Source organism: Sphingomonas sp. R-74633, assembly GCF_013416555.1.
In the GTDB taxonomy this organism is placed as follows: domain Bacteria; phylum Pseudomonadota; class Alphaproteobacteria; order Sphingomonadales; family Sphingomonadaceae; genus Sphingomonas.
In genome coordinates this window covers 121,575-147,405 of the sequence record NZ_JACCFG010000002.1, presented here as the reverse complement: position 1 = coordinate 147,405, position 25,831 = coordinate 121,575, and the positions used below count along the sequence as shown (strand labels likewise).

The following is a 25,831-nucleotide window of genomic DNA, read 5'->3' as shown; positions in this document are numbered from 1 at the left end:
ATGACGACGACATTGTTGCGGTTGCGCCAACTCGCGGGCGCCAATTGGCGCGAGCGCGCGGTCGCTGCGCTTGGTGCCGGACTTGGTATCGCCTTTGCCGGTGCGCTCGCTGCGCCGCTCGTCGGCAGCCATGCGGCGCTGCTGCTCGCGGCATCGCTCGGCGCCTCGGCGGTGATTGTCTTCGCAGTGCCGTCGAGCCCGCTCGGCCAGCCCTGGCCGGTAATCGGCGGCACGGTGGTGGCGACGGCCACGGGCATCCTCGTCGCGCAAACACTCGGTCACGGCGTACTGGCCGCGGGCGTGGCGGTGGGGCTGTCGATCCTCGCCATGTCGGCGCTGCGCTGCCTCCATCCGCCGGGTGGCGGCTGCGCGCTGGTCCCGGTGCTCGCGGGGCCCGAGATCATGGCCAAGGGCTATATGTTCGCACTGACGCCCGGCGGCGTGAATGCCGTGCTGCTGGTGGTGGCGGGCATCGCCTTCCACCGCTTCTCCGGTCACAGCTATCCGCACCGCCCGGCGCCGGCACCGGCGCATCCGCGCATCCTGCCCGAGGACATCGATGCCGCGCTCGATGCGGCGCACGAAAGCTTCGACGTCAGCCGCGAGGATCTGGCGGCGCTGCTCGAGGCCGCCGAGCGCCACGCGATCGCGCGCCGCAAGCGCTGAAACGGGAAAGGCCGCGATCCTTTCGGACCACGGCCTCGCCAACCCCCGTTGAAGCTTTGTCGTATCAGGCGACGGCCGAAACCGGCTCCTGCTCCTCGACGCCGTCCGGCTCGCGCAGCACATAGCCGCGGCCCCAGACGGTCTCGATGTAATTGTCGCCTTCACATGCCATGCTGAGCTTCTTGCGCAGCTTGCAGATGAACACGTCGATGATCTTGAGCTCGGGCTCGTCCATGCCGCCATAAAGGTGGTTCAGGAACATTTCCTTGGTGAGCGTCGTGCCCTTGCGGAGCGAGAGCAGCTCCAGCATCGCATATTCCTTGCCGGTCAGGTGCACGCGGGCACCGTCGACTTCGACCGTCTTGGCGTCGAGGTTCACGGCGAGCTTGCCGGTGCGGATGACCGACTGGCTGTGCCCCTTCGAGCGGCGGACGACCGCATGGATGCGCGCAACCAGCTCTTCGCGGTGGAAGGGCTTGGTCACGTAATCGTCGGCACCGAAGCCGAACGAACGCACCTTGGAATCCATTTCGTTGATGCCCGACAGGATCAGCACCGGCGTTTGCACGCGGGCGACCCGGACCTTCTTCAGAACGTCATACCCGTGCATGTCGGGCAGGTTCAGGTCGAGCAGAATGATGTCGTAATCATAGAGCTTGGCCAGGTCCAAGCCCTCCTCGCCGAGGTCCGTCGTATAGACGTTGAAGCCCTCGGTCGTGAGCATCAGCTCGATCGCCTTGGCAGTGCTCGGCTCGTCTTCGATCAACAGCACGCGCATCGTCAAAGTCCCCTTGCCCGCAGGCTGCCTTGCCCCAATTGAAAGGCATGCCTCGGACGATTCATTAACCTAAGCTTGTCTGAAGGCAAAAGGTTAATTTCTCCCTAACCGGCCTGACTCCACGAGTCGTAGGGAATCTACCTATGGGCGGACTCGGATTCGTTACGGAGTCGAGTCCTTTAGATGGAATTCACCACAGGTCTTTCGCAAGCGATCGGAAAGGAATTCGATTAACGCTTCCACCCGCGCGGGGCGGAGCGTTCCGGGCGGCGTGAGCAGGTGCAAGGCGGCGGCGCTGCCCGACCATTCCTCCAGCACTTCTTCCAGATCGCCCTTGGCGAGTTCGCTGGCGATCAGGAAGTCGGGCAGCCGCGCGACGCCCAGGCCGGCGCACAATGCGGGGATCATCGCATCGCCGCTGTCGGTACGGATCGGCCCGTCGACGCGGACCGCGGCTTCCTCGCCGCCCGCCTTGCGGAAGCGCCATACATCCGGATTGGATGTATTTGTGTAGACGAAACAGGCATGGTGGGCGAGGTCGGCGGGATGGCGCGGGCGTCCGGCCCTGTCGAAATAGGCGGGCGCGCCGACGATGTGCATCACCATCGGCCCCAGCCGCCGGGCGCGCAGCGACGAATCGGGCAGTTCGGCGATGCGCAGCGCGATGTCGATCCCCTCGCCGACAATGTCGACGAACGCGTCGGACAGGCGCAGCTCGACCTTGATGCCCGGATAGAGCTTCATGAAGTCGGCCAGCGCCGGTGCCACCGCCTGGATGCCGAAGGTCAGCGGTGCCGCGACGCGGACCAGCCCGGCGGGCGCGCTGGCCGATTCGAAGGCGGCTTCCTCGGCCGCCTGGCCCTCGCTCAGGATGCGTTGCGCATGTTCGGCCAGGCTCCGGCCGCTGTCGGTGAGCGTCAGCCGGCGCGAGGTGCGGTGGAACAACGTGGTGCCCAGCCGGCCTTCCAGCCGGGTGATCGCCTTGGAGACGGTCGCCTTGGAAACCGCCAGCGCGTCCGCCGCGGCGCTGAACGAGCGATGCTCGACGACGGCGGCGAACACCGCCCAGGCTTCGAAATCGGGTAGCTTCATCAGTTGCGCCTCGTATCGGTGGCGATCCAGTTCACTTCCCAGCTTTTGCCGCCATCGGCCGAGAAGGCTTGCTCGAACCGCGCGGAGTTCGCGGTAATGTCCGAAATCACGAAGCGCACCAGGATCGCGCGGTCGTTCCAGTTGTCCTGCGCGTAGAATTCGCCGCAGCCGCCGTGAAAGGCGCCGATCGTCGCCGGGGTCAGCACGCCGGTGCCGGCGCCGGTGAAATGGAGCGCCCATTGGCGGGCCTTGGGATTGTAGAGCCGCAGCGACGCGCCTTCGATCCTTCCGGCCGGTCCGGCAACCTTGAGCTCGACCAGGTTGGCGCGCCCGTCCAGCACCGGACGAACCTCGGTCGTGCCTTCATATTCGACCCAGGTCGTCGACCCGGATAATGGGCTTTTGAGGCGCTTGAGCCTGGTCGTCCAGGATCCGATCTCCCAGTCGAAATCCTTCTGCCCGTCGCCATCGGTCGTCGCGGCGGTCGGGCAGGTGACCGGAACGGGGGCCTGCTGCGCCAGCGCGGGGACGGGCAGGGCAAACAGAACGGCGCGGAGGGGAAGTCGACGAAGCGCATGCGGCATGACGGCTGCTTTCGGCTGTGGACGCGCTCAATCTAGCAGCTTCGGCGCCGAATGGAAGTATTGTGAAACGATCGGTTTCCAACGTTTCCATTTACGCTGCGATCCGGCGCCCTATCTTCCTGCTCAACACAGGAGGTTCACACCCCATGATCGACAAACGACCCTTTGGTACGCTCGGCCACGCGGACCATGGCTGGCTCAACGCCCGGCATCATTTCAGCTTCGCCGATTACTATGATCCGGCCCGGATGAGCTGGGGGGCGCTGCGCGTCTGGAACGACGACGAGATCGCCGCCGGCGCCGGCTTCCCGCCGCATCCGCACCAGGACATGGAGATCATCACCTATGTCCGCCAGGGCGCGATCACGCACCAGGATTCGATGGGCAACAAGGGCCGCACCGGCGCCGGTGACGTCCAGGTGATGAGCGCGGGCAATGGCGTGCGCCATGCCGAGTACAACCTCGAGCCCGAGACGACGACGCTCTTCCAGATCTGGATCATGCCGCGCGAGCGTGGTGGCCAGCCGAGCTGGGGCGCCAAGCCTTTCCCCAAGGGCGATCGTTCGGGCAAGTTTGTTACCCTGGCGAGCGGCTTTGCCGACGATGCCGATGCGCTGCCGATCCGGGCTGATGCCCGTGTCCTCGGCGCGACGCTGAAGGCCGGTGAGAGCGTCACCCACCAAGTGGGTGCCAATCGGCACGCCTATCTGGTGCCCGCGGTCGGCACGATCGAGATCGACGGCGAGCGGGTGAACGCCCGAGACGGTGTCGCCCTCAGCGGCGGCAAGACTTTCACCATCACCGCGATCGAGGACGCCGAAATCGTCCTGGTCGATAGCGAATAACACAAGGGAATCGCATCATGTCCAAGATCCTCGTTCTCTATTACTCGTCCTATGGCCACCTCGCGAAGATGGCCGATGCCGTCGCCGAGGGCGCGCGCAGCACGGGTGCCACCGTCGATGTCCGCCGCGTTCCCGAGACCGCGCCGTTCGAAGTGGCGCAGGCCGCCGGTTTCGTCGCCGATCACAGCCATCCGGTGCTCGAGGACGTCAATGAGCTGGCGAATTATGACGGTATCATCGTCGGTGCGCCGACCCGCTTCGGCCGCATGGCCAGCCAGATGGCGAGCTTCTGGGATCGCGCCGGCGGCGTCTGGTTCCAGGGCCAGCTGAACGGCAAGGTCGGCGGTGCCTTCACTTCGACCGCCACCCAGCATGGCGGCCAGGAGACGACGCTCTTCTCGATCATCACCAACCTGCTCCACTTCGGCCTCAACATCGTCGGCCTCGACTATGGCTATGCCGGCCAGAGCGGTGTCGATGAAGTGAAGGGCGGCTCGCCCTACGGCGCGACCACCATCTCGGACTCGGACGGCAGCCGCCTGCCGAGCCAGGCCGAGCTGGATGGCGCCCGCTATCAGGGCCGCAAGGTCGCCGAGCTGGCCAACAAGATCGCGGCTCCCCACCGCGAAGTCGAGACCGCGTAAATTCCCCCTCCTGGCGCGGTCTCCAGGGACGGCGGCCGGACCTCGTGTCCGGCCGCTGTTTTTATTTGTGCCGCGGGCAGCGCAGGGAAGCTCGCCTGGGCAAATGCAAAACGCGCGCGGGCTGCCGGTGTGCTGGTCCAGCGCCAATGCCAGGGCTCCCAGCCGACGCCCTGCTTGTTGCCGGCCGGGAAGGAAAGCTCGAAGCCGAACTCCGGCCCGCGCTTCATCAGCCATTGACCGCCGGGGGTGAGGAAGAAGCATTGCTCGACCGCCCGGCAGTCGCCGCCGCGCTGGACGAAGTCGATCGCATAGCCGGTGGCGTGCTCGCTATACCCCGGCGGCGCGACGAAGCGGGCGCGCTGTGCCGCCACCGCGTCGCAATTGCCGGCGCCGGCGCAGAACACCCGGCGCTGATAGGCGACCGAGCGGAAGCAGGATGCCGCACCCAGATCGACGCCTTCGGCCCGCGCCGCGCTGAGCAGCCGCTCGAGATCCCCGACCACTTCACGCGCCATCGTGCAGCCCGGCAGGCTCGGCACCGGCAGCAGCGCCGTCGGATCGGCCTCGCCATAGGGGAGGTGGTTGAACAGTCGCGCGACCGATGCGGTCGCGGCCGGGGGCGGGGCATCCTCCTCGGCATGCACCGCCATTGGCGCGAGCAGGAATAGGGCGAGGGCCGGAATACGCATACGCAACCCCATCACGCTGCCGGCCCAACCTTTCGCGAGGCTGGCATCATCGTTCAAACGCGGTTCAAGCGAAAAGGGTCACGCAATCATCACGCAACCATGCGCATTGCTGAATCGTTGCGCAGCTGTGTCGATCGGGTCAAAAGGCCCGAAGATGCAGCCAGGGGAGAATGAACCATGCTCGCAAGAATTTCCTGCCTAGCCTTGTCCGCCGCACTGCTGGCCGGCACTGCCGCGTCGGCCGCTCCGGCGAAGCCGCACGCCGCGCCCGCCATGCAGCGGGTGGACGGCAACAATGTCGGCCGTGTTCGCCACAGCGGCGGCGGCGCCTTTGTCGAGACGCGTCCCGGCCGTTGGGTCGAGTTCGCCGATGACGGCACGCTGATCCACCGCTTCGACGAGACCAATCGCAGCCGCGATGCAGTCAACCTCTACGATCCGTCGCGCGGCGCCCGCGTTCGCCTCGACCTGCGCGGCGGCGTGATCTCGGGCATTCCGCGCAGCGGCGGCCCGCGCCTGCTCTATCGCATCACCGACCTCGACCCGCGCCGGAATAACGGCTGGGGTGACAATGGCGGTTATGGCGAAGGCGGCTGGGGTCGTCCCGGCGGTGGCCGTCCGGGCGGTGGCGGCAACTGGGGCGGTGGCCCCGGCAATGGCGGCGGCTATCCCGGCAACGGCGGCGGCTGGGGCACCGGCGGCGTGATCCGCGACATCGAAGTCGGCCCGATCTGGAATCAGTCGGACGCCGAGCGCAAGTGCCGCGACAAGGCCCGCGACATGCGCGGCGAGTGGACCGGCAACTGGCGCACGACCGTGCAGGGCCGCATGTCGACCTGCTCGATCCGCTTCCAGCGCTAAGCTGAAACCCACCCACCGCTGGCGCTTCGGCGCCGGCGGTGGCATGGGCGGGCGATGTTCAAGGATCGCGTGCTCTTCATTGATGGCGAAGCTCTGGTAATCGACAAGCCTGCGGGCCTGCCGGTCGATCGTCCGCGGGACCGCTCGGAAAGCCTCGAGGATCTGCTCGACCAGTTGACCTTCGGCTTCCAGCGCCTGCCGCTGCCTGTCCACCGGCTGGACCGCGACACCAGCGGCTGCCTGTTGCTCGCGCGCAACCCCAAGGCGATGAAGCGCTTCGCCCAGGCCTTTGAGGCCGGCGCAGTGGCCAAGCGCTATCTCGCCATCCTCGACGGCGAGCCCAAGGACGACAGCGGCACGATCGAACTGGCGCTGTCCAAGGTCTCGACCCGCGAAGAAGGCTGGCGGATGATCGGCGATCCCAAGGGCAAGCCCTCGATCACGCGCTACAAGGTGATGGAGCGCAAGGACGGCAAGAGCCTGGTCGCCTTCTATCCCGAGACCGGCCGCACCCATCAGATCCGTGTCCACGCCGCCGATGGGCTGGGCGTGCCGGTGCTCGGCGACCCGGTCTATGGCCGCGGCGGCCCGGCGATGATGCTTCACGCGGTCGAGCTGACCGTGCCGCGCGAAGGCAAGGACGATATCCACGCGACCGCGCCGCTGCCGGTGCGCTTCCACAATGCCGGGTTCGGCCGTGGCTGAACTGCCCGACGCGGCGATCGTCGAGGAGAAGTTTCTCGCCTCGACCGGGCCGGGCGGGCAGAACGTCAACAAGGTCGCCACCGCCGTCCAGCTGCGCATCGACGTGTTCAAGCTCGGCCTGGCGCCCTATGCCTGGCAGAAGTTCAAGACGCTGGCGGGCTCGAAGCTCACCCTCGACGGCGAGCTGGTGATAACCGCGCGCAAGTTCCGCACCCAGGAGGCCAACCGCGCCGATGCCCGCGAACGGGTGATCGAGCTGATCGAAAAGGCGCATGAGCGCGACGCCCGGCGGATCAAGACCAAGCCGAGCAAGGCGGCCAAGGCGCGCCGGGTCGACGAGAAGAAGGACCGGGCGCAGGTAAAGGCCGGGCGTGGCAAGGTCCGGCTAGACTAGCCTTCGCAATCTGTCGCTTTCGCCTCTCCCGCTGGACGGTGCGATCGCCTACATCACCGCCATGTATACCTTCGACGTCACCACCACCGACAAGACCGAGCTCTACCGCGACCTCGCCGCCGCGCTCGATTCGCTCACCGCCGACGAGCCGGACGCGATCGCCAACATGGCGAATGTCTCGGCGCTGATCTGGCAGTATCTGCCCGACCTCAACTGGGCCGGCTTCTACCGCAATGTGAACGACGAGCTCGTCCTGGGACCCTTCCAGGGCAAGGCCGCCTGCATCCGCATTCCGTTCGGCAAGGGCGTGTGCGGCGCCGCAGCGACCACCCGCGAGACCCAGCTGGTCGAGGACGTCCACGCCTTTCCCGGCCATATCGCCTGCGACGCCGACAGCCGCTCCGAGCTGGTCGTGCCGATCGTCGTCCAGGGCGAGTTGATCGGCGTGTTCGACCTCGACAGCCCCAATCCGGCACGTTTCGATGCCGGCGACGCGGCGGGTTGCGAGGCGCTGGTGCGGATCCTCGGTCCCAGACTGGTCGGCTGACCCGGAACGGGACTCCGTTAAGCATAGGCAAAAGTGGCGCGGCTCACGCGCGGGGTTTAATCCTTTGGCAACCATGAGAGCGGGGCGGCTCTGCCATGGCCCAAAGGAGTTTGCGATGCGTCACCTGTTGAAGCCGGCCCTGATGGCCACGGCGCTGCTGGCAGCGCTGCCGGCGGCCGCGCAGGTGACCTCGCCCGGCCCGACCTGGGGCGGCAGCGGCGGCCCGATCCCGGCACCTGGCGGGATGGCACCCCGCAGCGTGCCGATGCCGATGCCCCCGCGCGTCTCGTCCAATCCGCCGCATATCCCTGGCCCGGCGCCGACCCGCATCCATACCGGCCCCGGCGTGCCCACCGCCGGCGCGCGCGTCTGGCAGAATGGCCGCTGGAACGCGCTGCCGCCGCGCGGTCACGGCCAGAATGTCGGCCAGCACGGCAATGGCAACCGCTGGGGCGGTCAGATCAACGGCCGCTGGTATGCCGGTGCCCAGGCACCCGGCGGCTGGAATAATTATCGCCGCATGGGCCGTGGCGGCCATCTGCCCAATTACTGGATGGGCAGCGGCTTCCGCATTCCTGACTATCTGAACTGGGGTCTGGCCGCGCCGCCCTACGGCTATTTCTGGGTGCGCTATTATGATGACGCCGTGCTGGTCGACGACCGCGGCGACGTGTGGGATTCGGTCGATGGCATCGGCTGGGGCGACGCGGATGCCGGCGCCTGGTCCGATTCGAGCGGCGCCTATTCCAATTCGTACAGCTATTCGAACGCGACCGTGGGGGCCGGCTATCGCCAACCGATCCAGCCGGTCGATCCGAACGATTATTATGACGGATACTCCGGGGGGAGTCTGCCGCCGGCCGGCGCGATCGGTGCGCCGCCGGCGGCACAAGTCCAGGGCTATTACGGCTCGGGCCAGGCCTATTACGGCGCCCAGGGCAGCTATCAGGGCAGCGCCAGCTATTATGGTGCGCCGGTGGGAACGACCGTAATCGTCATCCCCGGCACGACGACCACCACGACCACGGTCACCGAGGAAGTGGTCGAGGAAGTCGCGACGACCACGACCTACGTCCGGTCGGCCCCGCGCCGCGTGGTCCGCAAGGCCCCGGTTCGCCGCTATCGTGCGCCGGTCAAGTGCTGCGTCTGCGGCTGCCGCTGATCCGGGATCGTCACCCCGGCGAAAGCCGGGGGCCAGCGTTTATCTGCTGAACCGCTTTTGGTTTCGGGTCCCGGCTTCCGCCGGGATGACGCACGGGCTCATCGTCGCCCGAAGGTGACCAGGCTCTCCGCGCCATCGGCGCCGATCGCCGACACTCCGACAAAGCTGTCGTCCACCACGACATTCTTCAGGCTCGCCTCGGTGCCCGTCACGTCAAGCTGGTTGGTCCAGTCCTGCGCGTCGGCGCGGCGCCAGTGGATGCGATATTTCACTGCGCCGGGGACCGCGGCCCATTTGACCGAGGTGTCGGTCGACAGCGCGCCACCGATCGTCACCTTGTCGGGCGCGGCGGGGGCAGAGGCGAGGCGGCGGATCGTCGCCACGTTGATCGCCGTCACCTTGGCGAGATAGGGAAAGTCCATCTTGTCGGCAGTATCGCCCTTGCCGGGGACGAGGTCCTGGTGCTGCGCGTCATAATTCTCGACGCCGACCGAGAAGCGTACCGCCGGATAGCCGAGCTTGAGGAAGGGCGAGTGATCGCCGCCGCGGCCGAATCGATCGGGCCGGCGGACCAGGAAGGCGTCGAGCCCGCCGGGGATCTTGCCGGCGACCTGATCGACGGCCTTGGCAAGCGCGCGCGAGGGGCCGTCATCCTCGCCGCCATCGGCGCGCAGCCCCTTGAGCGAGGCGGGTTCGTCGCCTTCGCTGAAGGTCTCGGAGAAGACGCGGACCCGGTCCGCGACCTTGCGACCGTCGGTGCCGACGGTGTTGCCGACGATATCGTTGTTGAGCACCGCGGTGACCGTCCAGCCGCGCTCCTTGGCGGTCTCGGCAAGCAGCTGCCCGCCGAACAGTCCCTGCTCCTCGCCCGAGAGCGCGGCATAGACGATCGTCGCCTTGAACTTCTGCTTCGACAGGATGCGGGCGGCCTCGAGCACCAGCGCGGTGCCCGAACCGTCGTCATTGGCGCCGGGGGCGTCGGCGGTGGCGTTCATCACATCGGTCACGCGGCTGTCGATATGGCCCATGACGATGACGACGCGCTTGGGGTCGGTGCCGGCCTGGAAGCCGAGGACGTCGACGATCTCGACGCCGTTCGGCGCGCGCGGACCGGTGAAGGTGCGGGCGATATTGGCGACTTCGATGCAGTTGCACTGGTCGCCGATCTTCGAGAGCTCGGCGGCGAACCAGCGGCGTGCGGCGCCGATGCCGCGCGTGGGGTTTTCCGGATCGGAGAGGGTGTGGCGGGTGCCGAAGCTCACCAGCTTGTCGACGGTCGCCTTGAGATGGGCCGGATCGGGCTTCTCCTGCGCCTGGGCGGCGGCGGGGAGGAGCAGGGCGAGCGGAGCGAAAGCGAGGATGCGCATGCCGGGAGAGTGACGGGGGACGGGAGGTGGGTCAATCTACTCTCCCGCTCCCGACGGGAGAGGGGTTTTCAGCTCAGCCGATCGATCGCATCCATGTCGAGCGCGCCCGGGATGATCATCACCGGCACCGGCAGCGTACCGGCATCCGACCCGGCAAAGTGCGCAACCATCGGCCCCGGCGCGCCGCTCGCGGCGGCGCCGAGCACGAGCGCGGCGATCTCGCGATTGGCGGCAAGCATCTCGCGGACGATCTTGGGACCATCGCCTTCCCGAACCGTGATCGAGGGCTTGAGGCCCGATTCGGTGAACAGCGTGCCGGCGGCGCGGGCGACCAGCGCTTCGGCGCGTTCGCGGCCTTCTTCCTCGATCGTGGCCATCACGCCGCCCCATTGGACGAAGTCGGGCCGGGGGATCAGCGCGAGAATTTCGACGTTGCCGCCGGTCTTCGCGGCACGCCGCGCGGCGAAGCGCAGCGCAATCTCCGCCTCGGGGCTTTCGTCGATCACCACCAGATAGGTGCGCATGGATTGATCCTCTTCCTGGCGCGTTACGTGCCCCGTAGCGTCATTTCCTGCAAGCGCGTCTCTTGACCCGGGGCGGGGGCGGCGCAAAGAGGGCCGCGAACCTGTTCCGGGCTCCAATGACGGGAACCTTCATGTCGATCGAAATCAAGATGCCTGCGCTTTCCCCCACGATGGAAGAGGGCACCCTCGCCAAGTGGCTTGTGAAGGAGGGCGACACGGTGAAGTCCGGCGACCTCATGGCCGAGATCGAGACCGACAAGGCGACGATGGAATTCGAAGCGGTCGACGAGGGCGTGATCGCCAAGATCCTCGTTGCCGAGGGTACCGACAATGTGAAGGTCGGCACCGTGATCGCGATTATCGCCGGTGAGGGCGAGGACGCCTCGACCGCCGCTGCCGCGCCGGCCCCGGCCGCTGCGCCTGCTCCCAAGGCGGAAGAGAAGAAGGCGGAGGCTGCCCCGGCACCCGCGCCGACTCCGGCACCTGCGCCCGCGCAGGCGGCTGCGGCTTCGGGAGATCGCGTCAAGGCGAGCCCGCTCGCCAAGCGCGTCGCCGCCGAGAAGGGCGTCGACCTGGCCGGCGTGACCGGCTCGGGTCCGAACGGCCGCATCGTCAAGGCGGACATCGAAGGCGCCAAGGCCGGCGCCGCGCCTGCCGCTGCCGCTCCGGCTGCTTCCGCCGCTGCGCCTTCGGCTGCTCCAGCCGCCGCGGCCGCCCCGGCGGAGCACAAGCCGGTCTGGTGGGACGAATCGATCCCGCACGAGGCCGAGAAGCTCTCGAACATCCGCAAGACGATCGCGCGCCGCCTCACCGAGTCGAAGCAGACGATCCCGCACATCTACCTGACGCTCGACATTCGCCTCGACGCGCTGCTCAAGCTGCGCGGCGACCTCAACAAGGCGCTCGAGGCGCGCGGCGTGAAACTTTCGGTCAACGACCTGCTGATCAAGGCGCTCGGCGTCGCGCTTGCGCAGGCGCCCAAGTGCAACGTCACCTACACCGGCGACCAGCTGATCAAATATAGCCGCTCCGACGTGTCGGTCGCGGTCTCGACCCCGACCGGCCTGATCACCCCGATCATCCGCGACGCGGCGAACAAGGCGGTCTCGGCGATCTCGATCGAGATGAAGGATCTCGCGGCGCGTGCCCGTGACGGCAAGCTGAAGCCGGAAGAATATCAGGGCGGCACCGCGTCACTCTCGAACATGGGCATGTTCGGCATCAAGCAGTTCGAAGCGGTGATCAATCCGCCCCAGGGCATGATCATGGCGATCGGCGCGGGCGAGAAGCGTCCGTACGTGATCGACGATGCACTGCAGGTCGCGACCGTCATGTCGGCCACCGGCAGCTTTGATCACCGCGCGATCGACGGGGCCGACGGCGCCGCGATGATGAAGATCTTCAAGGAACTGGTCGAGAATCCGTTCGGGATGATCGCCTGACCGTGGGAGTGCACCCGATGCGCGTGCTGATCGAAGTGGTGCATATCGTGATCGGGCTGGTCGTGGCGGCGTTGATCGCCACCGCGGCGGCCTGGTCGTACCCGCGCGCGACGCAGGATATCTGGATCGTCGCCTTTGGCTGCATGATCGCGGTGGTGCTGATGGGCGTGGGCCCGGTGCGCAAGGCGATTGCCGAGGATCGGGCGAAGCTTGCCGGCACGGAGCCGCGCGCGGATGGTTGAGGGCGGCGCCACGCCACCGCAGCAGCAGCCGGCGATCCGGGTCAGCACGATGCCGGCCGATGCCAATGCCTATGGCGACATCTTCGGCGGCTGGCTGATGGGCCAGATGGATCTTGCCGCCGGGCTGGTCGCCGCGCGCCATTCGCGCGGGCGGGCGGTAACGGTCGCGGTCGAGGGCATGAAGTTCCACGCGCCGGTCGCGGTGGGCGACGAAGTCACGGTGTTCGCCGATATCGTCAAGGTCGGGCGCACCTCGATGACGATCGACGTCCAGTCCTGGCGCCGCGCCCGGCACTCCGAGGAAAGCTGCATGGTTACCCAGGCGCAGTTCGTCTTCGTCGCGGTCGATGAGCACAAGCGGCCGCGACCGCTCGATGTAACCCCGGGCTGACGCCCCATATTCGCATCATCCAGAATGAAGGACTCCTCCCTTGGCTGATACCTATGACGTGATCGTGCTCGGCTCGGGCCCCGGCGGCTATGTGGCGGCGATCCGCGCCGCGCAGCTGGGCCTCAAGACGGCGATCGTCGAGCGCGAGCTGCTGGGCGGCATCTGCCTCAACTGGGGTTGCATCCCCACCAAGGCGCTGCTCCGCTCGGCCGAGATCTTCCATTACATGCAGCACGCCAAGGACTATGGCCTGGTCGCCGACAAGATCAGCGCCGACCTGGAAGCCGTGGTCAAGCGCTCGCGCGGCGTCGCCAAGCAGCTCAATCAGGGCGTCACGCACCTGATGAAGAAGAACAAGATCACCGTGCACATGGGCACCGGCGTGCTCACCGCGCCGGGCAAGCTCACGGTCACCGGGGAAGACGGCAAGAAGACCGACCTCGAGGCGAAGAACATCATCGTCGCCACCGGCGCCCGCGCCCGCGACCTGCCCTTCGCCAAGACCGACGGCAAGCGCATCTGGACCTACCGGACCGCGATGACCCCGCCCGAGATGCCGACCAAGCTGCTCGTCATCGGCTCGGGCGCGATCGGCGTCGAGTTCGCCAGCTTCTACAACGACATGGGCTCGGAAGTGACCATCGTCGAGATGCTCGACCGCGTGGTGCCGGTGGAAGACAAGGATGTCTCCGCGCATCTGGAGAAGGCGTTCAAGAAGCAGGGCATGACGATCCTGACCTCGACCGGCGTCGACAAGCTCGAAGTCACCGGCTCGGGTGTGAAGGCCTCGATCAAGGACAAGGATGGCAAGGTCACCACGGCCGAGTTCAGCCATGTCATCGTCGCGATCGGCATCGTGCCGAACACCGAGAATATCGGCCTCGAGACGCTGGGCGTGAAGACCGAGCGCGGCCACATCGTCACCGATGCCGCCTGCAAGACCAACGTCGCGGGCCTCTACGCGATCGGCGACGTCACCGCGCCGCCGTTCCTCGCGCACAAGGCGAGCCATGAGGGCGTGATCGCGGTCGAGGCGATCGCCGGCAAGCATCCGCACGCGATGGACGTCCGCAACATCCCGGGCTGCACCTATTGCCACCCGCAGATCGCGTCGGTCGGCCTCACCGAGGCCAAGGCCAAGGAAGCCGGCTATGAAGTGAAGGTCGGCAACTTCCCCTTCATCGGCAACGGCAAGGCCATTGCGCTCGGGGAAGCCGAGGGCTTTGTGAAGACCGTGTTCGACGCCAAGACCGGCGAGCTGCTCGGCGCCCACATGATCGGTGCGGAAGTGACCGAGATGATCCAGGGCTATACGATCGGCAAGACGCTCGAGACCACCGAGGCCGAGCTGATGGAGACGGTGTTCCCGCACCCGACGATCAGCGAGACGATGCACGAGGCGGTGCTCAGCGCCTACGGCCGCGCTCTCCACATTTAGTTCATGCTTTGCTGCCAAACCTCCCGCCATGTTCGCATGAACTGGTGGGAGATTTGGCGTGCGCGCCATCAAGCTGATCCTGTCGCTGCTGCCCCTGCTCTATATCGGGGGCATGCTCTATTACTTCACTGGCTTCAAAGGCTGGAGCGACGGTCCGCTCGCCGGCGGGCTGGGGCCGACGGTGATCGGGCTCGCGGTGGTCGGAATGATCCTCTGCGTGCCGATCGTCGCCTGGCTGATCCGCTCGCTGGTCGCCCCGCGCGGCCCGGTGGTCGTCAAGAATGGCAAGATTGTCGAGATCGCGGACGCGCCCGCCTTCGACGCAGATGCAGCGCTCGCCCGCTATCTCGAGCGCAAGGCGGCGGGGCAGGGCGTGGAGATCCCGCCCGATCCAGACGCGCCGCGCCCGGTGTTCGGCCGCAAGCTGACCTAGGAGCCTTGCATTGAGCCGCGTGTCGCCCGCTGCCCGGGCGGCGCTCGCGGCGGCATTGCTGTGCCTCGCCATGCTCGCGCTGTTCTGGCCGGGCATCGCGATGTTCGACAGCCTCAACCAATATGCGCAGGTCGTGTCGGGCAGTTATGACGACTGGCACCCGCCGGCGATGGCGCGGCTATGGTCGCTATTCTACGGCGCCGGCTGGCACGGCCAGGCGCCGATGTTCCTGCTGCAGCTGCTGCTATTCTGGAGCGGTCTCGGCCTGATTGCGGCGGGGCTGGCCCGGCAAGGCGCGTGGATTGCGGCCGGAGTCATATTGCTGCTCGGAATCTGGCCGCCCTTTGCCGGATGGCAGGTCGCAGTACTCAAGGACGGGCAGATGGCGGGCGCGCTGCTCGCCGCGACCGGGCTGGCCGGCTGGTGGCGGCTGCGGGAGCGGCCGTTGCCGCGCGGGGCGGCGGTGCTGGTCGGCCTGCTGCTGCTCTACGCCACGCTGGTGCGGATCAATGCCGTGTTCGCCACCGTGCCGCTCGCCTTCGGATTGCTGGGCAGCGGCGCGTGGAAGCCCGTGCGGCACGGCGCGCTGATGCTCGCAGCGACGATCGCAGTGCTGGTGGCGATGCCTCTGGCCAATCACCTCGTCTTCCGCGCCAGCGCCAGCGATGTCGGGCGCTCGTTGCCGATCTACGACCTGGCGGGCATTGCGCACCATGCGGGCCCCGAAGCGGTGCCGGTGCTGCCTGCGTCGATGTGGCGCGCGGCGGAGGCGAAGCAGTGCATCCGGCCCTTGCTGTGGGACCCGCTCGGCGACCGCTGCGATTTCGTCTCGGACGGGCTGGCGGCGGCAGCGCCCGGCCACAAGCTCACCGAGGCCTGGATCGGCACGATCGCGCGCCATCCCCTCGGCTATGCCGCGCACCGGCTCACGCATTGGAATGCGACGATGCGCTGGCTGGTGCCGTGGCGCTATCCGCTCGCCGATCCGCAATGGGATAGCGAGCCCAACACGCTCGGCCTCGGCTCGCCTTCGCCGCGCGCCGCACCGTTCCAGCGGGTCGCGGGTATCCTAGCCGAAAGTCCGCTCGGCGCGCCGATCCTCTGGCTGGTCGCGGCACTGGCGGTGCTGGCGCTGGCCTGGCGGCGCGAGGATGCGCGCAGCCGGCTGGCGGTGACGCTGGCGCTGTCGGCGGTGCTGACCGAGCTCGCCTTCCTCGTGATCAGCGTCGCCGCCGATTACCGCTATCACCTCTGGGCGATGCTCGCGACGGGGATCGCCGCCGCGCTGGTGGCGGGAGTGCCGCTTCCGAAGCGCGGCGCGCGCATCGCGCTGGCGCTATTGCTGCTGGTCGGCGTCACCAGCCTCGCGGCACGGATCGCGCTGCCGCCGGTCGGCGAGGATTATGCCGCCGCGGCGGGCTAAAATCCTGCAGCAACGAAACCCGCGTCAAACCGTTACGCATGAGTAACATGGCGATAACGGAGAAGCGGGTGGCGGGGCGTGACGACCATGAGGAGATTTGGCGCAAGTTCCACGAAGTGGTGAACATGGCGCCGGCCGAGATCGAGGAATGGCTCGAGACCGAGGAGAGCCGCAAGGTGGGCTTCAAGCGCGACGGCGGCGAGAGCGTGGGCCACGCATCCGGCCGGCGGATCGTGCAGATCCTGCGCACCCACAAGGACGATCTCGACGGCGGCGACTATGCCCATATGCGCAAGGTGATCGGCTTCGCCGCGCGGCACCGGGCACAGGGTCCGCACGACGAATATCGGATCCCCACGTCACGCTGGCGCTATTCGCTGATGAACTGGGGGCATGATCCGCTGAAGGAATAGGCCTAGCGCCACGCGGATGCCCGCTAGCGCCCCAGTTACGGATGTTCCGCTGCCACTTCCCACTACCCGAAAGCGGACGCTTGAGCTTAAAAGTCCCGCTGGGCGTAGGGAGGGATTATGCAGCGGTTTGAGGGGCGCACGTTTTGGCACCGCGGCGATCCGCTCAGCTTGTCGCACGCTAGCGCGAGCGATTGCGGCTTTAATCAATGCTACGTCCGAAGCGTCCCACGCGGCTGGAACGTGCTTTCAAATATTCGCCTTGAGAACGTCAGCCATTCGAACTGCGAGGCGACCGGGTGTGTATTCGACGACATCTCGGTGCAGAACCTCAAAAAGACCGGGTCGGCTCCGCTATTTCTGAACGCCAGCGTCTTCCGACACGTCACCCTGACCGGCAACATCAGCGGATTGAAAATCAACCGATCCGAATTGGCATCGCTCGTGTCAGAGGAAGACCGCAGGTGGAGAGATGCGGAGGTGAAAGCCTTTTTTCCTCTGCTGATTGGGCACTCGACATATCTCGGGCCAAGTTCCCGAATGGAGCGACGTTCGAAGCACTCCCCGGCGATAAGATCGTTCGCGACCGAAAGACGCAGGCGCTTATCCGCCGCAACGCCCTCAAGACGATCGACTGGAAAGCGCTGGACTACGGGCAGACCGCAATCGACATTGCTATTGGCTGGTTCGAGAATGGGTCGCTGTTCGACGCAGTAGTGGTCGTTCCCCGCAGCAACAGCAAGTATCGTGAGGCGGACGCCGCGGTTATTGAGATGCTGCGCCGCGAGGGGATTGCCGAACTGGACTAATGGCTGATCTGACGCGTTTCGCGCTAAGAGCAGTCAGACCGCTTCCCACCGGAATCGGCCATTCGAACTTTATGAGTTCGCGCCCTGATTGCGCCGCGTCGCATATTCCCCGGTCAGCGCGTCCCAATCATTCCAGTCCGGGTTGCCAGGATAGCTTTTCGCCGCACCGGTCTTCGCCCAAGCCAGCTTCTCGCGGGTCCAGGTCTCGATGAAGGGCGGCGCTTGGTCGGGCGCATCGAGCATCGTCGTGCGGATGTTGACGAACCAGTCCATCCCTTCGGCGCGGGTGAAGACCCAGCTCTTGCACCGGTCGCAGTGATAGTGGTGCGCGACCGGGCCGTGCAGTCCGCCGATCACCGGCTCGCCGTGTAGCAGCTCGAAGGCCTCGGCCGGGGCGGTGAGAGTGAGCGAGAAGGCGCTGCCGGTCATCTTCTGGCAGCCGGTGCAATGGCAGGCGCTGGTGAGGAAGGGCGCGGCCGTAAGCCGGAAGCGCAGCGCGCCGCAGCGCCAGCCACCTTCATGCGCCTGGGTACAGCCGGTCATTGCTGCTCTCCTCGCTTCGCCGCATCGCGCCATAGCCGCCGGAACGGCGCCTGTGCACCCGCGTTCCTTCTGCGAGAACAGGAGGAGAGCCTGCATGAAACAATATTTCTTCGCGCTCGGCCTGGGGCCGGCGTTCGCGCTCGGCGCCTGTGGCGGCAGCGAGCCGGTGACCACGGTCGACAATATCGTCGCCACCGACACGATCATCCCCGAGAACAGCATCGACGCCAATGCTGCGACCGGCACCGGGATCAATGCCCAGACCGGTGCCGCGGTGATGACCGGCCAGACCTTCGCCGACACCGCCGGCGCCAGCGATGCCTATGAAGTTGCCGCCGGCAAGCTCGCCCAGACCAAGGCGACGAGCCAGGCGCTCAAGGATTTCGGCGGGATGATGGTCACCGGCCATACCGAATCGACCGCCAAGCTGAAGGCGGCGGGTGCCAAGGTCTCCCCGATGATCGCGCCGAACCCCAAGCTCAGCGCCGAGCAGGAAGCCAACCTCGCCACACTGCGCGACACCAACGGCGCCGACTTCGACACGGCCTACAAGGCACAGCAGGTGGTGGCGCACGAGAAGACGCTGGCGGTGGTGCAGGATTATGCCGAGAACGGCACCGTGCCCGAACTCAAGGCCTTTGCGGCCGAGATCGCGCCGGTCGTCCAGGCGCATCTGGACAAGATCAAGGGCCTCTGACGCCACTGACCGTTTCTTCGCCGGGGTAAAAAGAAGGCAACGTTCCGTCCAAAAGCAAAGGGCGCGCTCTCCCAGGGAGAACGCGCCCTTGCTGTTTCTCGAGAAGCCGAAGCCTATTCGTTCGCCGCCGCGGCGAAGGGCGAGGGTGCGGTGCTCACTGCTTCGACCGGGCGCGGCGCGGCGACCGGAGCGGCCTGCACCGTGCTCATATGCTTCAGGCGACCGTCGATATGGCCACCATTCTCGATGGTGATGTTCTCATATTCGACATCGCCGGTGATCTTCGCCGAGCGCTCAATGGTGAGCTGCTTGACGCGCACCGTGCCTTCGATCGCGCCGGCGAGGCGGGCGCTCTCGGCAGTGACGTTGCCGAAGACCTGGCTGTCGGCACCCTGGGCCAGGCTGCCGCAATTGACGTCGCCTTCGATGCGGCCGTCGATATGCAGATCGGCGCTGGCGGTGACGTTGCCCGTGACGGTGACGTCCGGACCAATCACCGAGAACATGCCGCGCTTCGAGCTATTGCTGCTGCTCTGCTGCGGCGGCGCGGGCGGCATTGCCGGGCGCTCGTCGCGATCGCGACCACGATTATTGCCGTTGAACATACGCTACTCCCCAATTTCGGACCCCGAATCCCTGGGTATTTCTCTAGCATAATGCAGGGATGCAGGCACCGGCCAAAAGCGGGACAGACGTTCCAGAGAGGGATTGTCGTTCGCGGCGGGGCAACGGGCGCGGCAAAGCCACGCGGCACCGAGCATCGTTGCGCTGGCGACGAACGGAGAGAGCGGCAGCGGACCCAATGCGGCAAGCGCGCCTGCCAGCGTCAGCACCGCCGCGAATCGGTCGATGCGGAGCAGCGAAAGCGCGAGCGCGGCGGGCACCAGCAGGGCGGCCGCGCCGATATGCGGGAACACCACCAGCGGGATCAGCGCCGCGGGAAGCGCTGCGCGGGCGGTCGGTCCGGCGGGCAGGGCGGTCAGCTGCGCGAGATGCCAGGCGAGCACACCCGCGCCGCTCACCGTCGCCAGCCCGAACAGTTCCCAGGAGAGCAGCCCGGCGACTCCGGTGAGACTCGGCCCGAAGCCGCCGAGCAGAAGCGTGGCGAACAATGCCGCGAGCGCGTCGGCGAGCGGCTTGAAGCGGGGGGCGTAACTAACCATCTTCCCTGCTCTAGCCCGCAGGAGGTTGACGCTCTGTTATCCTGCACGGGCTTGCGCGGGGGAGTCGGTTGACCCGCCCGCACCCCCTCGCTATAGGCGCCCCCGTTCCACAAGGGACCGGCACGTCCGGTCGCGATTCCTTTTGGGGCAAGAGCTGAACGTTGCTGGAGACGCAATGGCCCGGGGGGTCGAGGACACCCGGGGCCTTTTCGTATTCTCAAACAAGGGTTCCAGCAAAGTAACCGCCGGCCACGCCGGTAACATAAGGTGAAGGGCTTCATGCCGACGATTAACCAGCTGGTCCGTAAGGGCCGCGTTCTGCAGAAGACCAAGTCGAAGGTCCCTGCAATGGAGCAGAACCCGCAGAAGCGCGGCGTCTGCACCCGCGTCTATACGACGACTCCGAAGAAGCCGAACTCGGCGCTTCGTAAGGTTGCCAAGGTTCGCCTGACCAACCAGCGCGAAGTCATCAGCTACATCCCGGGCGAAGGTCACAACCTTCAGGAGCACTCGGTTGTTCTGATCCGCGGCGGCCGTGTCCGCGATCTTCCCGGCGTTCGCTACCACGTCCTGCGCGGCGTGCTCGATACGCAGGGCGTCAAGGATCGTCGCCAGTCGCGTTCGAAGTACGGCGCCAAGCGTCCGAAGTAATCACAGCCATAGTAAGCCCCGGACAGGTTCCGGACCCGCTGAAGGTTTAGAAGGAAATTCAAGATGGCTCGTCGTCGTCGCCCAGAAAAGCGCGAAATCCTGCCGGATCCCAAGTTCGGTGATATCGTTCTCTCGAAGTTCATGAACTCGGTCATGCTGGACGGTAAGAAGTCCGTTGCCGAGGGCATCGTCTATTCGGCCATGGAAACCGTCGAAGCGCGCGCCAAGCGCGATCCGATCGGTGTGTTCCATGACGCGCTGAACAACATCAAGCCGGGCATCGAAGTCCGCAGCCGCCGCGTCGGCGGTGCGACCTACCAGGTTCCGGTCGAGGTTCGTCCGGAGCGTGCCCAGGCGCTTGCGATCCGCTGGCTGATCACGTCCGCGCGCAATCGTTCGGAGAACACCATGTCGGCGCGCCTCTCGGGCGAGCTGCTGGACGCTTCGAACAACCGCGGCAACGCTGTGAAGAAGCGCGAAGACACCCACCGCATGGCCGAAGCGAACCGCGCCTTCAGCCACTACCGCTGGTAAGTCTTTCTCCAGCGCCGGCACGTCTGGCGCTGGAAATTTTCGTTCCTACATATCGGGGAGCCGGATCGTCCGGCTCCCCACATCCTTAAGGAAACCAGGTCATGGCCCGCAGCCATCCCCTCGAGCGTTATCGCAACATCGGCATCATGGCGCACATCGACGCCGGCAAGACGACGACGACCGAGCGCATCCTCTACTACACCGGCAAGTCCTACAAGATCGGCGAAGTGCACGAAGGCACCGCGACGATGGACTGGATGGAGCAGGAGCAGGAGCGTGGCATCACGATCACCTCGGCTGCGACCACCTGCAAGTGGCGCGCGGAAGAGGGCAAGGGCGAAGAGCACCTGATCAACATCATCGACACCCCCGGGCACGTCGACTTCACGATTGAAGTCGAGCGTTCGCTGCGCGTGCTCGACGGTGCCGTGGCTTGCTTCGACGGCGTTGCCGGCGTCGAGCCGCAGTCGGAGACGGTGTGGCGTCAGGCTGACAAGTACGGCGTTCCGCGCATGTGCTTCGTCAACAAGCTCGACCGCACCGGCGCGAATTTCTATTTCTGCGTCGACTCGATCGTCGATCGCCTGGGCGCGCGTCCGGCGGTGCTGTATCTCCCGATCGGCATCGAAGGCGGCTTCAAGGGCCTGGTCGACCTGGTCGAGAACCGCGCGATCATCTGGCTCGAAGAGAGCCTGGGCGCGAAGTTCGAATATGCCGAGATCCCCGAGGACATGGTTGAGAAGGCTGCGAAGTATCGCAGCGAGCTGATCGAGATGGCCGTCGAGCAGGACGATGCGCTGATGGAAGCGTATCTCGAGGGCAACGAGCCGTCGGTCGCCGACCTCAAGAAGCTGATCCGCAAGGGTACGCTCGAGATGGCGTTCGTGCCGATTGTCTGCGGTTCGGCGTTCAAGAACAAGGGCGTGCAGCCCCTGCTCGACGCCGTGGTCGACTATCTGCCTTCGCCGCTCGACATTCCGGACGTGCAGGGCGTGAAGCTCGACGGCGAGACCCCGGATTCGCGTCCGGCCTCGGACGACGCGCCGCTGTCGCTGCTCGCGTTCAAGATCATGAACGATCCGTTCGTCGGCTCGCTCACCTTCGCCCGCATCTACTCGGGCACCCTCACCAAGGGTCAGTATCTGAACTCGGTGAAGGACAAGAAGGAGAAGATCGGCCGTATGCTCCTGATGCACGCGAATTCGCGTGAGGACATCGATGAAGCACGCGCCGGCGACATCGTCGCCATCGCGGGCCTCAAGGAGACCACGACCGGTGACACGCTGTGCGACACCGCGAACCCGATCATTCTGGAGCGCATGGAGTTCCCGGAGCCGGTGATCGAGCTGTCGGTGGAGCCGAAGACCAAGGCCGACCAGGAAAAGATGGGCATCGCGCTCAACCGCCTGGCCGCCGAGGATCCCTCGTTCCGCGTTTCGACCGATCACGAATCGGGCCAGACCATCATCAAGGGCATGGGCGAGCTCCATCTCGAGATCCTGGTCGACCGCATGAAGCGCGAGTTCAAGGTCGAGGCGAATGTCGGTGCGCCGCAGGTGGCGTATCGCGAGTATCTCGCGAAGCCGGTGGACATCGACTACACGCACAAGAAGCAGTCGGGCGGCACCGGTCAGTTCGGCCGCGTCAAGGTCAAGCTGACTCCGGGCGAGCGCGGTTCGGGCTTCGTCTTCAAGGACGAAGTCAAGGGCGGCAACATCCCGAAGGAGTATATCCCGGCGATCGAGAAGGGCTTCCGCGAGACCGCAATGACGGGTTCGCTGGTCGGCTTCCCGATCATCGACTTCGAAGTGCTGCTCTATGACGGTGCGTACCACGACGTCGACTCGTCGGCGCTGGCGTTCGAAATCACCGCCCGCGCAGCGATGCGCGAAGCGGCGCAGAAGGCCGGCATCAAGCTGCTCGAGCCGGTGATGAAGGTGGAAGTCGTGACCCCCGAGGATTATCTCGGCGACGTCATCGGCGACATCAACAGCCGTCGCGGTCAGATCCAGGGCACCGACTCGCGCGGCAACGCGCAGACGGTCGATGCGATGGTCCCGCTGGCCAACATGTTTGGCTATGTGAACCAGCTCCGCTCGTTCACGCAGGGTCGCGCGCAGTACAGCATGCAGTTCTCGCATTACGACGAAGTGCCGCCGAACGTGGCCGACGAAGTGAAGGCGAAGCTGGCTTAACACGCCTTGGCCCGATGGGCTGGCGTAACTTGAAAACAGCCGCTATGGGGCCGCCTTCCGGCGAATCCCCTGGCGGCGCGGAATCAGAGATCAGAAGGTAGGAAAACAATGGCGAAGGCAAAGTTTGAGCGGAACAAGCCGCACCTCAACATCGGCACCATCGGTCACGTCGATCACGGCAAGACCTCGCTGACGGCTGCAATCACCAAGGTTCTCGCCGAGACCTCGGGCGGCGTCGCGGTTGACTTCGCGAACATCGACAAGGCTCCGGAAGAGCGCGAGCGCGGCATCACCATCTCGACCGCGCACGTCGAGTATGAGACCGCCGCGCGCCACTATGCGCACGTCGATTGCCCGGGCCACGCCGACTATGTGAAGAACATGATCACCGGTGCCGCCCAGATGGACGGCGCGATCCTCGTGGTCGCCGCCACCGACGGCCCGATGCCGCAGACCAAGGAGCACATCCTGCTCGCTCGCCAGGTTGGCGTGCCGACCATGGTGGTCTTCCTCAACAAGTGCGACCTGGTCGACGACGAGGAAATCCTCGAGCTGGTCGAGATGGAAATCCGCGAAGAGCTCAGCAAGCGCGAGTTCGACGGCGACAACATTCCGATCATCCGTGGTTCGGCTACCGCCGCCCTCTCGGGTTCGGACGCCAAGCTCGGCCAGGAAGCCATTCTTGAGCTGATGAAGGCCGTCGACGAGTCGATCCCGCAGCCGGAGCGTCCGCTCGACAAGCCGTTCATGATGCCGATCGAAGACGTGTTCTCGATCTCGGGCCGCGGCACCGTGGTGACCGGCCGCGTCGAGACCGGCATCGTCAAGGTTGGTGAGGAAGTCGAGATCGTCGGCATCCAGGAGACCGTCCGCAAGACGACCGTCACCGGCGTTGAAATGTTCCGCAAGCTGCTCGACCAGGGCGAGGCCGGCGACAACATCGGCGCGCTGATCCGCGGCGTTGGCCGTGACGAAGTCGAGCGTGGTCAGGTTCTGGCCAAGCCGGGTTCGATCAAGCCGCACACCGACTTCAAGTCGGAAGTGTACGTGCTGTCGAAGGACGAGGGTGGCCGTCACACGCCGTTCTTCGCCAACTATCGTCCGCAGTTCTACTTCCGTACCACGGACGTGACCGGCACGATCGAGCTGCCGGAAGGCACCGAGATGGTCATGCCGGGCGACAACGTGTCGCTGGGCATCAAGCTCATCGCTCCGATCGCCATGGACGTTGGCCAGCGCTTCACGATCCGTGAAGGCGGCCGTACCGTCGGCGCCGGCGTGGTTGCTGAAATCCAGAAGTAAGATCGCGCCTTCGGGCGTGAACTGAAACCAGAAGGCCCGGCTTCCCCCAGGGGAGGCCGGGCTTTTCTGTTGCGGCGGACTCCGGCAAGTGTAACAATATACCGTCGCATGCGAATGGGTGTGCGGGCAGGGAAGGGGAGAGTGGCATGCGCGTTGGCTTGGGGATGCTGGTCTTCGCATTGCTCGCCGCCTGCAGCCCGACTCCACCGCCGCCCAATCTCGGCGCCGAGGGGCTGCCTGTCATGGGCAACCAGGCCTTTGCCGAGAAGCTGGGCTTCACGCCCTGCTTCCACACCTCCAATGCCCTGCGCTGCCGCAAGGAGGGCGTGAGGCTGTTCGGCAAGGGCCCGTTCCGCGGCGCGGTCGACATGAAGGAGGGGAAGGGCTCGGGCTTCTACGAGCTGACCCTGTGGAGCGACGGCGACCAGGATGCGGTGCTGGAAGTGAACCCGGTGCTCAAGGCCAATGGCTGGACGCTCTGCCGCACCGGGCAGGAGGACCGCGGCGATCAGGAGATCTGGACCAAGCCGGGCGCGAAGGTGCGTTTCTCGACCGACATCAGCTATTGGGGCAAGCGCCGGTTGCGCATCCTGCCCGAATATGGGCAGCCGGTCGGGCATTGTTTCTAGCGGTTGCGCGGCTGGGCGTGTGCGGGTGCAAAAATTCGCCGCGCCGGGGGGTTGATCCGAATCGAGTCTGCCTGTAGAGGCGCGCCTTCAGTTTTGGGTACAGCTAGAGGCTCGGCAACGGGCCCCGCTCTTTCACATTGGTAGGTCCATGGAAACGCAGAATATCCGCATTCGTCTGAAGGCGTTCGATCACCGAGTGCTCGACCAGGCGACCGGCGACATCGCCGACACTGCGCGCCGCACCGGCGCTCTCATCCGTGGCCCGATCCCGCTTCCGACGAAGATCGAGAAGTTCACGGTCAACCGTGGCCCCCACATCGACAAGAAGTCGCGCGAGCAGTTCGAAGTGCGCACCTACAAGCGCATGCTCGACATCGTGCAGCCGACCCCGCAGACCGTGGACGCGCTGATGAAGCTCGACCTCGCCGCCGGCGTCGATGTCGAGATCAAGCTGGCGTAAGCTGGTTGAGGCCCTCGCGAAAGCGGGGGCTTTCTCCTTCCGGCGCATTCCCGCACGGGATTGCAGGTGAAGGGGTGGACAGGGAAGCGCTGCTGACGTAAAGGCGCGCCTCCACACGAGATTCGCGATTCCCTTGAGGGGGATTCGCCAGTTCCTCCACCGGATCGATCCCGATCCAAAGCAAGGAACCGGAGGGCGCCACGAGCGCACT

At 66.0% G+C, this 25,831-nt stretch carries 32 protein-coding genes; 23 read left to right on the top strand and 9 right to left on the bottom strand.

The genetic code is table 11. The annotated features are described in order from the left end of the window. Window positions 1-666 (top strand): HPP family protein, encoded by a 666-nt coding sequence (locus HZY97_RS06875; protein ID WP_180142005.1) that lies wholly within the window; start codon window positions 1-3, stop codon window positions 664-666. 64 nt (window positions 667-730) lie between these two features. On the opposite strand, the gene ctrA is transcribed toward HZY97_RS06875, so the two are convergent. From ctrA to HZY97_RS06860, 3 genes are all read right to left on the bottom strand, one after another. After that, complete coding sequence (ctrA, locus tag HZY97_RS06870) at window positions 731-1,444, bottom strand: response regulator transcription factor CtrA (RefSeq protein WP_180142002.1); 714 nt, start codon at window positions 1,442-1,444, stop codon at window positions 731-733. A 162-nt stretch (window positions 1,445-1,606) separates the two neighbouring features. After that, window positions 1,607-2,536 (bottom strand): LysR family transcriptional regulator, encoded by a 930-nt coding sequence (locus HZY97_RS06865; protein WP_180142000.1) that lies wholly within the window; start codon window positions 2,534-2,536, stop codon window positions 1,607-1,609. Continuing rightward, window positions 2,536-3,120, bottom strand: coding sequence for a hypothetical protein (locus tag HZY97_RS06860; protein ID WP_180141997.1), 585 nt, complete (start codon window positions 3,118-3,120; stop codon window positions 2,536-2,538). The genes HZY97_RS06865 and HZY97_RS06860 overlap by 1 nt, the downstream gene beginning before the upstream one ends. 146 nt (window positions 3,121-3,266) lie before the next feature. On the opposite strand from HZY97_RS06860, the gene HZY97_RS06855 reads away from it, so the two are divergent. Together HZY97_RS06855 and wrbA are read left to right on the top strand one after the other, a co-directional pair. Continuing rightward, the gene (locus HZY97_RS06855; RefSeq protein WP_180141995.1) at window positions 3,267-3,965 is read left to right on the top strand and encodes a pirin family protein; all 699 of its coding nucleotides are present in this window, start codon (window positions 3,267-3,269) and stop codon (window positions 3,963-3,965) included. Window positions 3,966-3,982: 17 nt separating this feature from the next. Then, the gene (gene wrbA / locus HZY97_RS06850) at window positions 3,983-4,609 is read left to right on the top strand and encodes an NAD(P)H:quinone oxidoreductase (RefSeq protein WP_180141993.1); all 627 of its coding nucleotides are present in this window, start codon (window positions 3,983-3,985) and stop codon (window positions 4,607-4,609) included. Here the strand turns inward: wrbA and HZY97_RS06845 are convergent. Continuing rightward, on the bottom strand, window positions 4,540-5,298 hold the full coding sequence (locus HZY97_RS06845; RefSeq protein ID WP_257214942.1) for a M15 family metallopeptidase: 759 nt from the start codon (window positions 5,296-5,298) through the stop codon (window positions 4,540-4,542). The two genes, wrbA and HZY97_RS06845, sit on opposite strands and share 70 nt — an antisense overlap. A gap of 204 nt (window positions 5,299-5,502) precedes the next feature. Between HZY97_RS06845 and HZY97_RS21060 the strand changes: the two genes are divergently transcribed. The 5 genes from HZY97_RS21060 (at window position 5,503) to HZY97_RS06820 (ending at window position 8,967) form a co-directional block, all read left to right on the top strand. Beyond that, window positions 5,503-6,159: a mannan-binding protein gene (locus HZY97_RS21060; protein ID WP_180141989.1), complete on the top strand. Its 657-nt coding sequence runs from the start codon at window positions 5,503-5,505 to the stop codon at window positions 6,157-6,159. Between the two features lie 54 nt (window positions 6,160-6,213). Then, on the top strand, window positions 6,214-6,864 hold the full coding sequence (locus HZY97_RS06835) for an RluA family pseudouridine synthase (protein ID WP_180141987.1): 651 nt from the start codon (window positions 6,214-6,216) through the stop codon (window positions 6,862-6,864). Then, window positions 6,857-7,258 (top strand): alternative ribosome rescue aminoacyl-tRNA hydrolase ArfB, encoded by a 402-nt coding sequence (gene arfB / locus HZY97_RS06830; RefSeq protein WP_373684311.1) that lies wholly within the window; start codon window positions 6,857-6,859, stop codon window positions 7,256-7,258. Before HZY97_RS06835 ends, arfB begins: the two co-directional genes overlap by 8 nt. 61 nt (window positions 7,259-7,319) lie before the next feature. Next, complete coding sequence (locus HZY97_RS06825; protein ID WP_180141983.1) at window positions 7,320-7,805, top strand: GAF domain-containing protein; 486 nt, start codon at window positions 7,320-7,322, stop codon at window positions 7,803-7,805. 115 nt (window positions 7,806-7,920) lie between these two features. After that, complete coding sequence (locus tag HZY97_RS06820) at window positions 7,921-8,967, top strand: RcnB family protein (RefSeq protein ID WP_180141981.1); 1,047 nt, start codon at window positions 7,921-7,923, stop codon at window positions 8,965-8,967. A 98-nt stretch (window positions 8,968-9,065) separates the two neighbouring features. Here the strand turns inward: HZY97_RS06820 and HZY97_RS06815 are convergent, their stop codons facing one another. Together HZY97_RS06815 and HZY97_RS06810 are read right to left on the bottom strand one after the other, a co-directional pair. Then, window positions 9,066-10,334, bottom strand: coding sequence for a M20/M25/M40 family metallo-hydrolase (locus tag HZY97_RS06815; RefSeq protein ID WP_180141979.1), 1,269 nt, complete (start codon window positions 10,332-10,334; stop codon window positions 9,066-9,068). 68 nt (window positions 10,335-10,402) lie between these two features. Beyond that, window positions 10,403-10,858, bottom strand: a complete 456-nt coding sequence (locus HZY97_RS06810) for a universal stress protein (protein ID WP_180141978.1) — start codon at window positions 10,856-10,858, stop codon at window positions 10,403-10,405. Window positions 10,859-10,989: 131 nt separating this feature from the next. Between HZY97_RS06810 and HZY97_RS06805 the strand changes: the two genes are divergently transcribed. The 8 genes from HZY97_RS06805 to HZY97_RS06770 all read left to right on the top strand — a co-directional run bounded on the left by HZY97_RS06805 (window position 10,990) and on the right by HZY97_RS06770 (window position 17,446). After that, window positions 10,990-12,300, top strand: coding sequence for a pyruvate dehydrogenase complex dihydrolipoamide acetyltransferase (locus HZY97_RS06805; protein WP_180141976.1), 1,311 nt, complete (start codon window positions 10,990-10,992; stop codon window positions 12,298-12,300). A gap of 17 nt (window positions 12,301-12,317) precedes the next feature. Beyond that, window positions 12,318-12,542 carry a hypothetical protein gene (locus tag HZY97_RS06800; RefSeq protein WP_180141974.1) on the top strand — a complete coding sequence of 75 codons (225 nt, stop codon included), beginning with the start codon at window positions 12,318-12,320 and terminating at the stop codon, window positions 12,540-12,542. Next, a complete protein-coding gene (locus HZY97_RS06795; RefSeq protein ID WP_180141971.1) occupies window positions 12,535-12,933 on the top strand; it encodes an acyl-CoA thioesterase in 399 nt (132 codons plus the stop codon). Before HZY97_RS06800 ends, HZY97_RS06795 begins: the two co-directional genes overlap by 8 nt. 40 nt (window positions 12,934-12,973) lie before the next feature. Next, the gene (lpdA, locus tag HZY97_RS06790; RefSeq protein WP_180141969.1) at window positions 12,974-14,371 is read left to right on the top strand and encodes a dihydrolipoyl dehydrogenase; all 1,398 of its coding nucleotides are present in this window, start codon (window positions 12,974-12,976) and stop codon (window positions 14,369-14,371) included. A gap of 58 nt (window positions 14,372-14,429) precedes the next feature. After that, window positions 14,430-14,804 carry a hypothetical protein gene (locus HZY97_RS06785; protein ID WP_180141967.1) on the top strand — a complete coding sequence of 125 codons (375 nt, stop codon included), beginning with the start codon at window positions 14,430-14,432 and terminating at the stop codon, window positions 14,802-14,804. Between the two features lie 19 nt (window positions 14,805-14,823). Beyond that, a complete protein-coding gene (locus HZY97_RS06780; protein WP_373684330.1) occupies window positions 14,824-16,227 on the top strand; it encodes a hypothetical protein in 1,404 nt (467 codons plus the stop codon). A gap of 47 nt (window positions 16,228-16,274) precedes the next feature. Then, the gene (locus tag HZY97_RS06775) at window positions 16,275-16,640 is read left to right on the top strand and encodes a DUF3140 domain-containing protein (RefSeq protein WP_180141963.1); all 366 of its coding nucleotides are present in this window, start codon (window positions 16,275-16,277) and stop codon (window positions 16,638-16,640) included. Window positions 16,641-16,936: 296 nt separating this feature from the next. Then, the gene (locus tag HZY97_RS06770) at window positions 16,937-17,446 is read left to right on the top strand and encodes a hypothetical protein (RefSeq protein WP_180141961.1); all 510 of its coding nucleotides are present in this window, start codon (window positions 16,937-16,939) and stop codon (window positions 17,444-17,446) included. Between the two features lie 69 nt (window positions 17,447-17,515). Here HZY97_RS06770 and HZY97_RS06765 read toward each other — a convergent pair whose 3' ends face one another. Further along, window positions 17,516-17,989 carry a GFA family protein gene (locus HZY97_RS06765; RefSeq protein ID WP_180141959.1) on the bottom strand — a complete coding sequence of 158 codons (474 nt, stop codon included), beginning with the start codon at window positions 17,987-17,989 and terminating at the stop codon, window positions 17,516-17,518. 94 nt (window positions 17,990-18,083) lie between these two features. Here HZY97_RS06765 and HZY97_RS06760 point away from each other — a divergent pair, with 94 nt between their 5' ends. Next, a complete protein-coding gene (locus tag HZY97_RS06760) occupies window positions 18,084-18,686 on the top strand; it encodes a DUF4142 domain-containing protein (RefSeq protein ID WP_180141957.1) in 603 nt (200 codons plus the stop codon). Between the two features lie 113 nt (window positions 18,687-18,799). Here HZY97_RS06760 and HZY97_RS06755 read toward each other — a convergent pair whose 3' ends face one another. Both HZY97_RS06755 and HZY97_RS06750 read right to left on the bottom strand, forming a co-directional pair. After that, complete coding sequence (locus tag HZY97_RS06755; RefSeq protein ID WP_180141945.1) at window positions 18,800-19,291, bottom strand: polymer-forming cytoskeletal protein; 492 nt, start codon at window positions 19,289-19,291, stop codon at window positions 18,800-18,802. 3 nt (window positions 19,292-19,294) lie between these two features. Continuing rightward, window positions 19,295-19,849, bottom strand: coding sequence for a hypothetical protein (locus HZY97_RS06750; protein WP_180141943.1), 555 nt, complete (start codon window positions 19,847-19,849; stop codon window positions 19,295-19,297). A gap of 279 nt (window positions 19,850-20,128) precedes the next feature. On the opposite strand from HZY97_RS06750, the gene rpsL reads away from it, so the two are divergent. From rpsL to rpsJ, 6 genes are all read left to right on the top strand, one after another. Continuing rightward, window positions 20,129-20,500 carry a 30S ribosomal protein S12 gene (gene rpsL / locus HZY97_RS06745; RefSeq protein WP_116840096.1) on the top strand — a complete coding sequence of 124 codons (372 nt, stop codon included), beginning with the start codon at window positions 20,129-20,131 and terminating at the stop codon, window positions 20,498-20,500. Window positions 20,501-20,563: 63 nt separating this feature from the next. Continuing rightward, window positions 20,564-21,034: a 30S ribosomal protein S7 gene (rpsG, locus tag HZY97_RS06740; protein ID WP_116838647.1), complete on the top strand. Its 471-nt coding sequence runs from the start codon at window positions 20,564-20,566 to the stop codon at window positions 21,032-21,034. A gap of 101 nt (window positions 21,035-21,135) precedes the next feature. Beyond that, window positions 21,136-23,229 (top strand): elongation factor G, encoded by a 2,094-nt coding sequence (fusA, locus tag HZY97_RS06735; protein WP_180141941.1) that lies wholly within the window; start codon window positions 21,136-21,138, stop codon window positions 23,227-23,229. 108 nt (window positions 23,230-23,337) lie between these two features. Next, complete coding sequence (gene tuf / locus HZY97_RS06730) at window positions 23,338-24,531, top strand: elongation factor Tu (protein WP_180141939.1); 1,194 nt, start codon at window positions 23,338-23,340, stop codon at window positions 24,529-24,531. 146 nt (window positions 24,532-24,677) lie between these two features. Next, window positions 24,678-25,160: a hypothetical protein gene (locus HZY97_RS06725; RefSeq protein ID WP_180141937.1), complete on the top strand. Its 483-nt coding sequence runs from the start codon at window positions 24,678-24,680 to the stop codon at window positions 25,158-25,160. Window positions 25,161-25,308: 148 nt separating this feature from the next. After that, window positions 25,309-25,620 (top strand): 30S ribosomal protein S10, encoded by a 312-nt coding sequence (rpsJ, locus tag HZY97_RS06720; protein WP_029936463.1) that lies wholly within the window; start codon window positions 25,309-25,311, stop codon window positions 25,618-25,620. Window positions 25,621-25,831 lie beyond the last annotated feature (211 nt).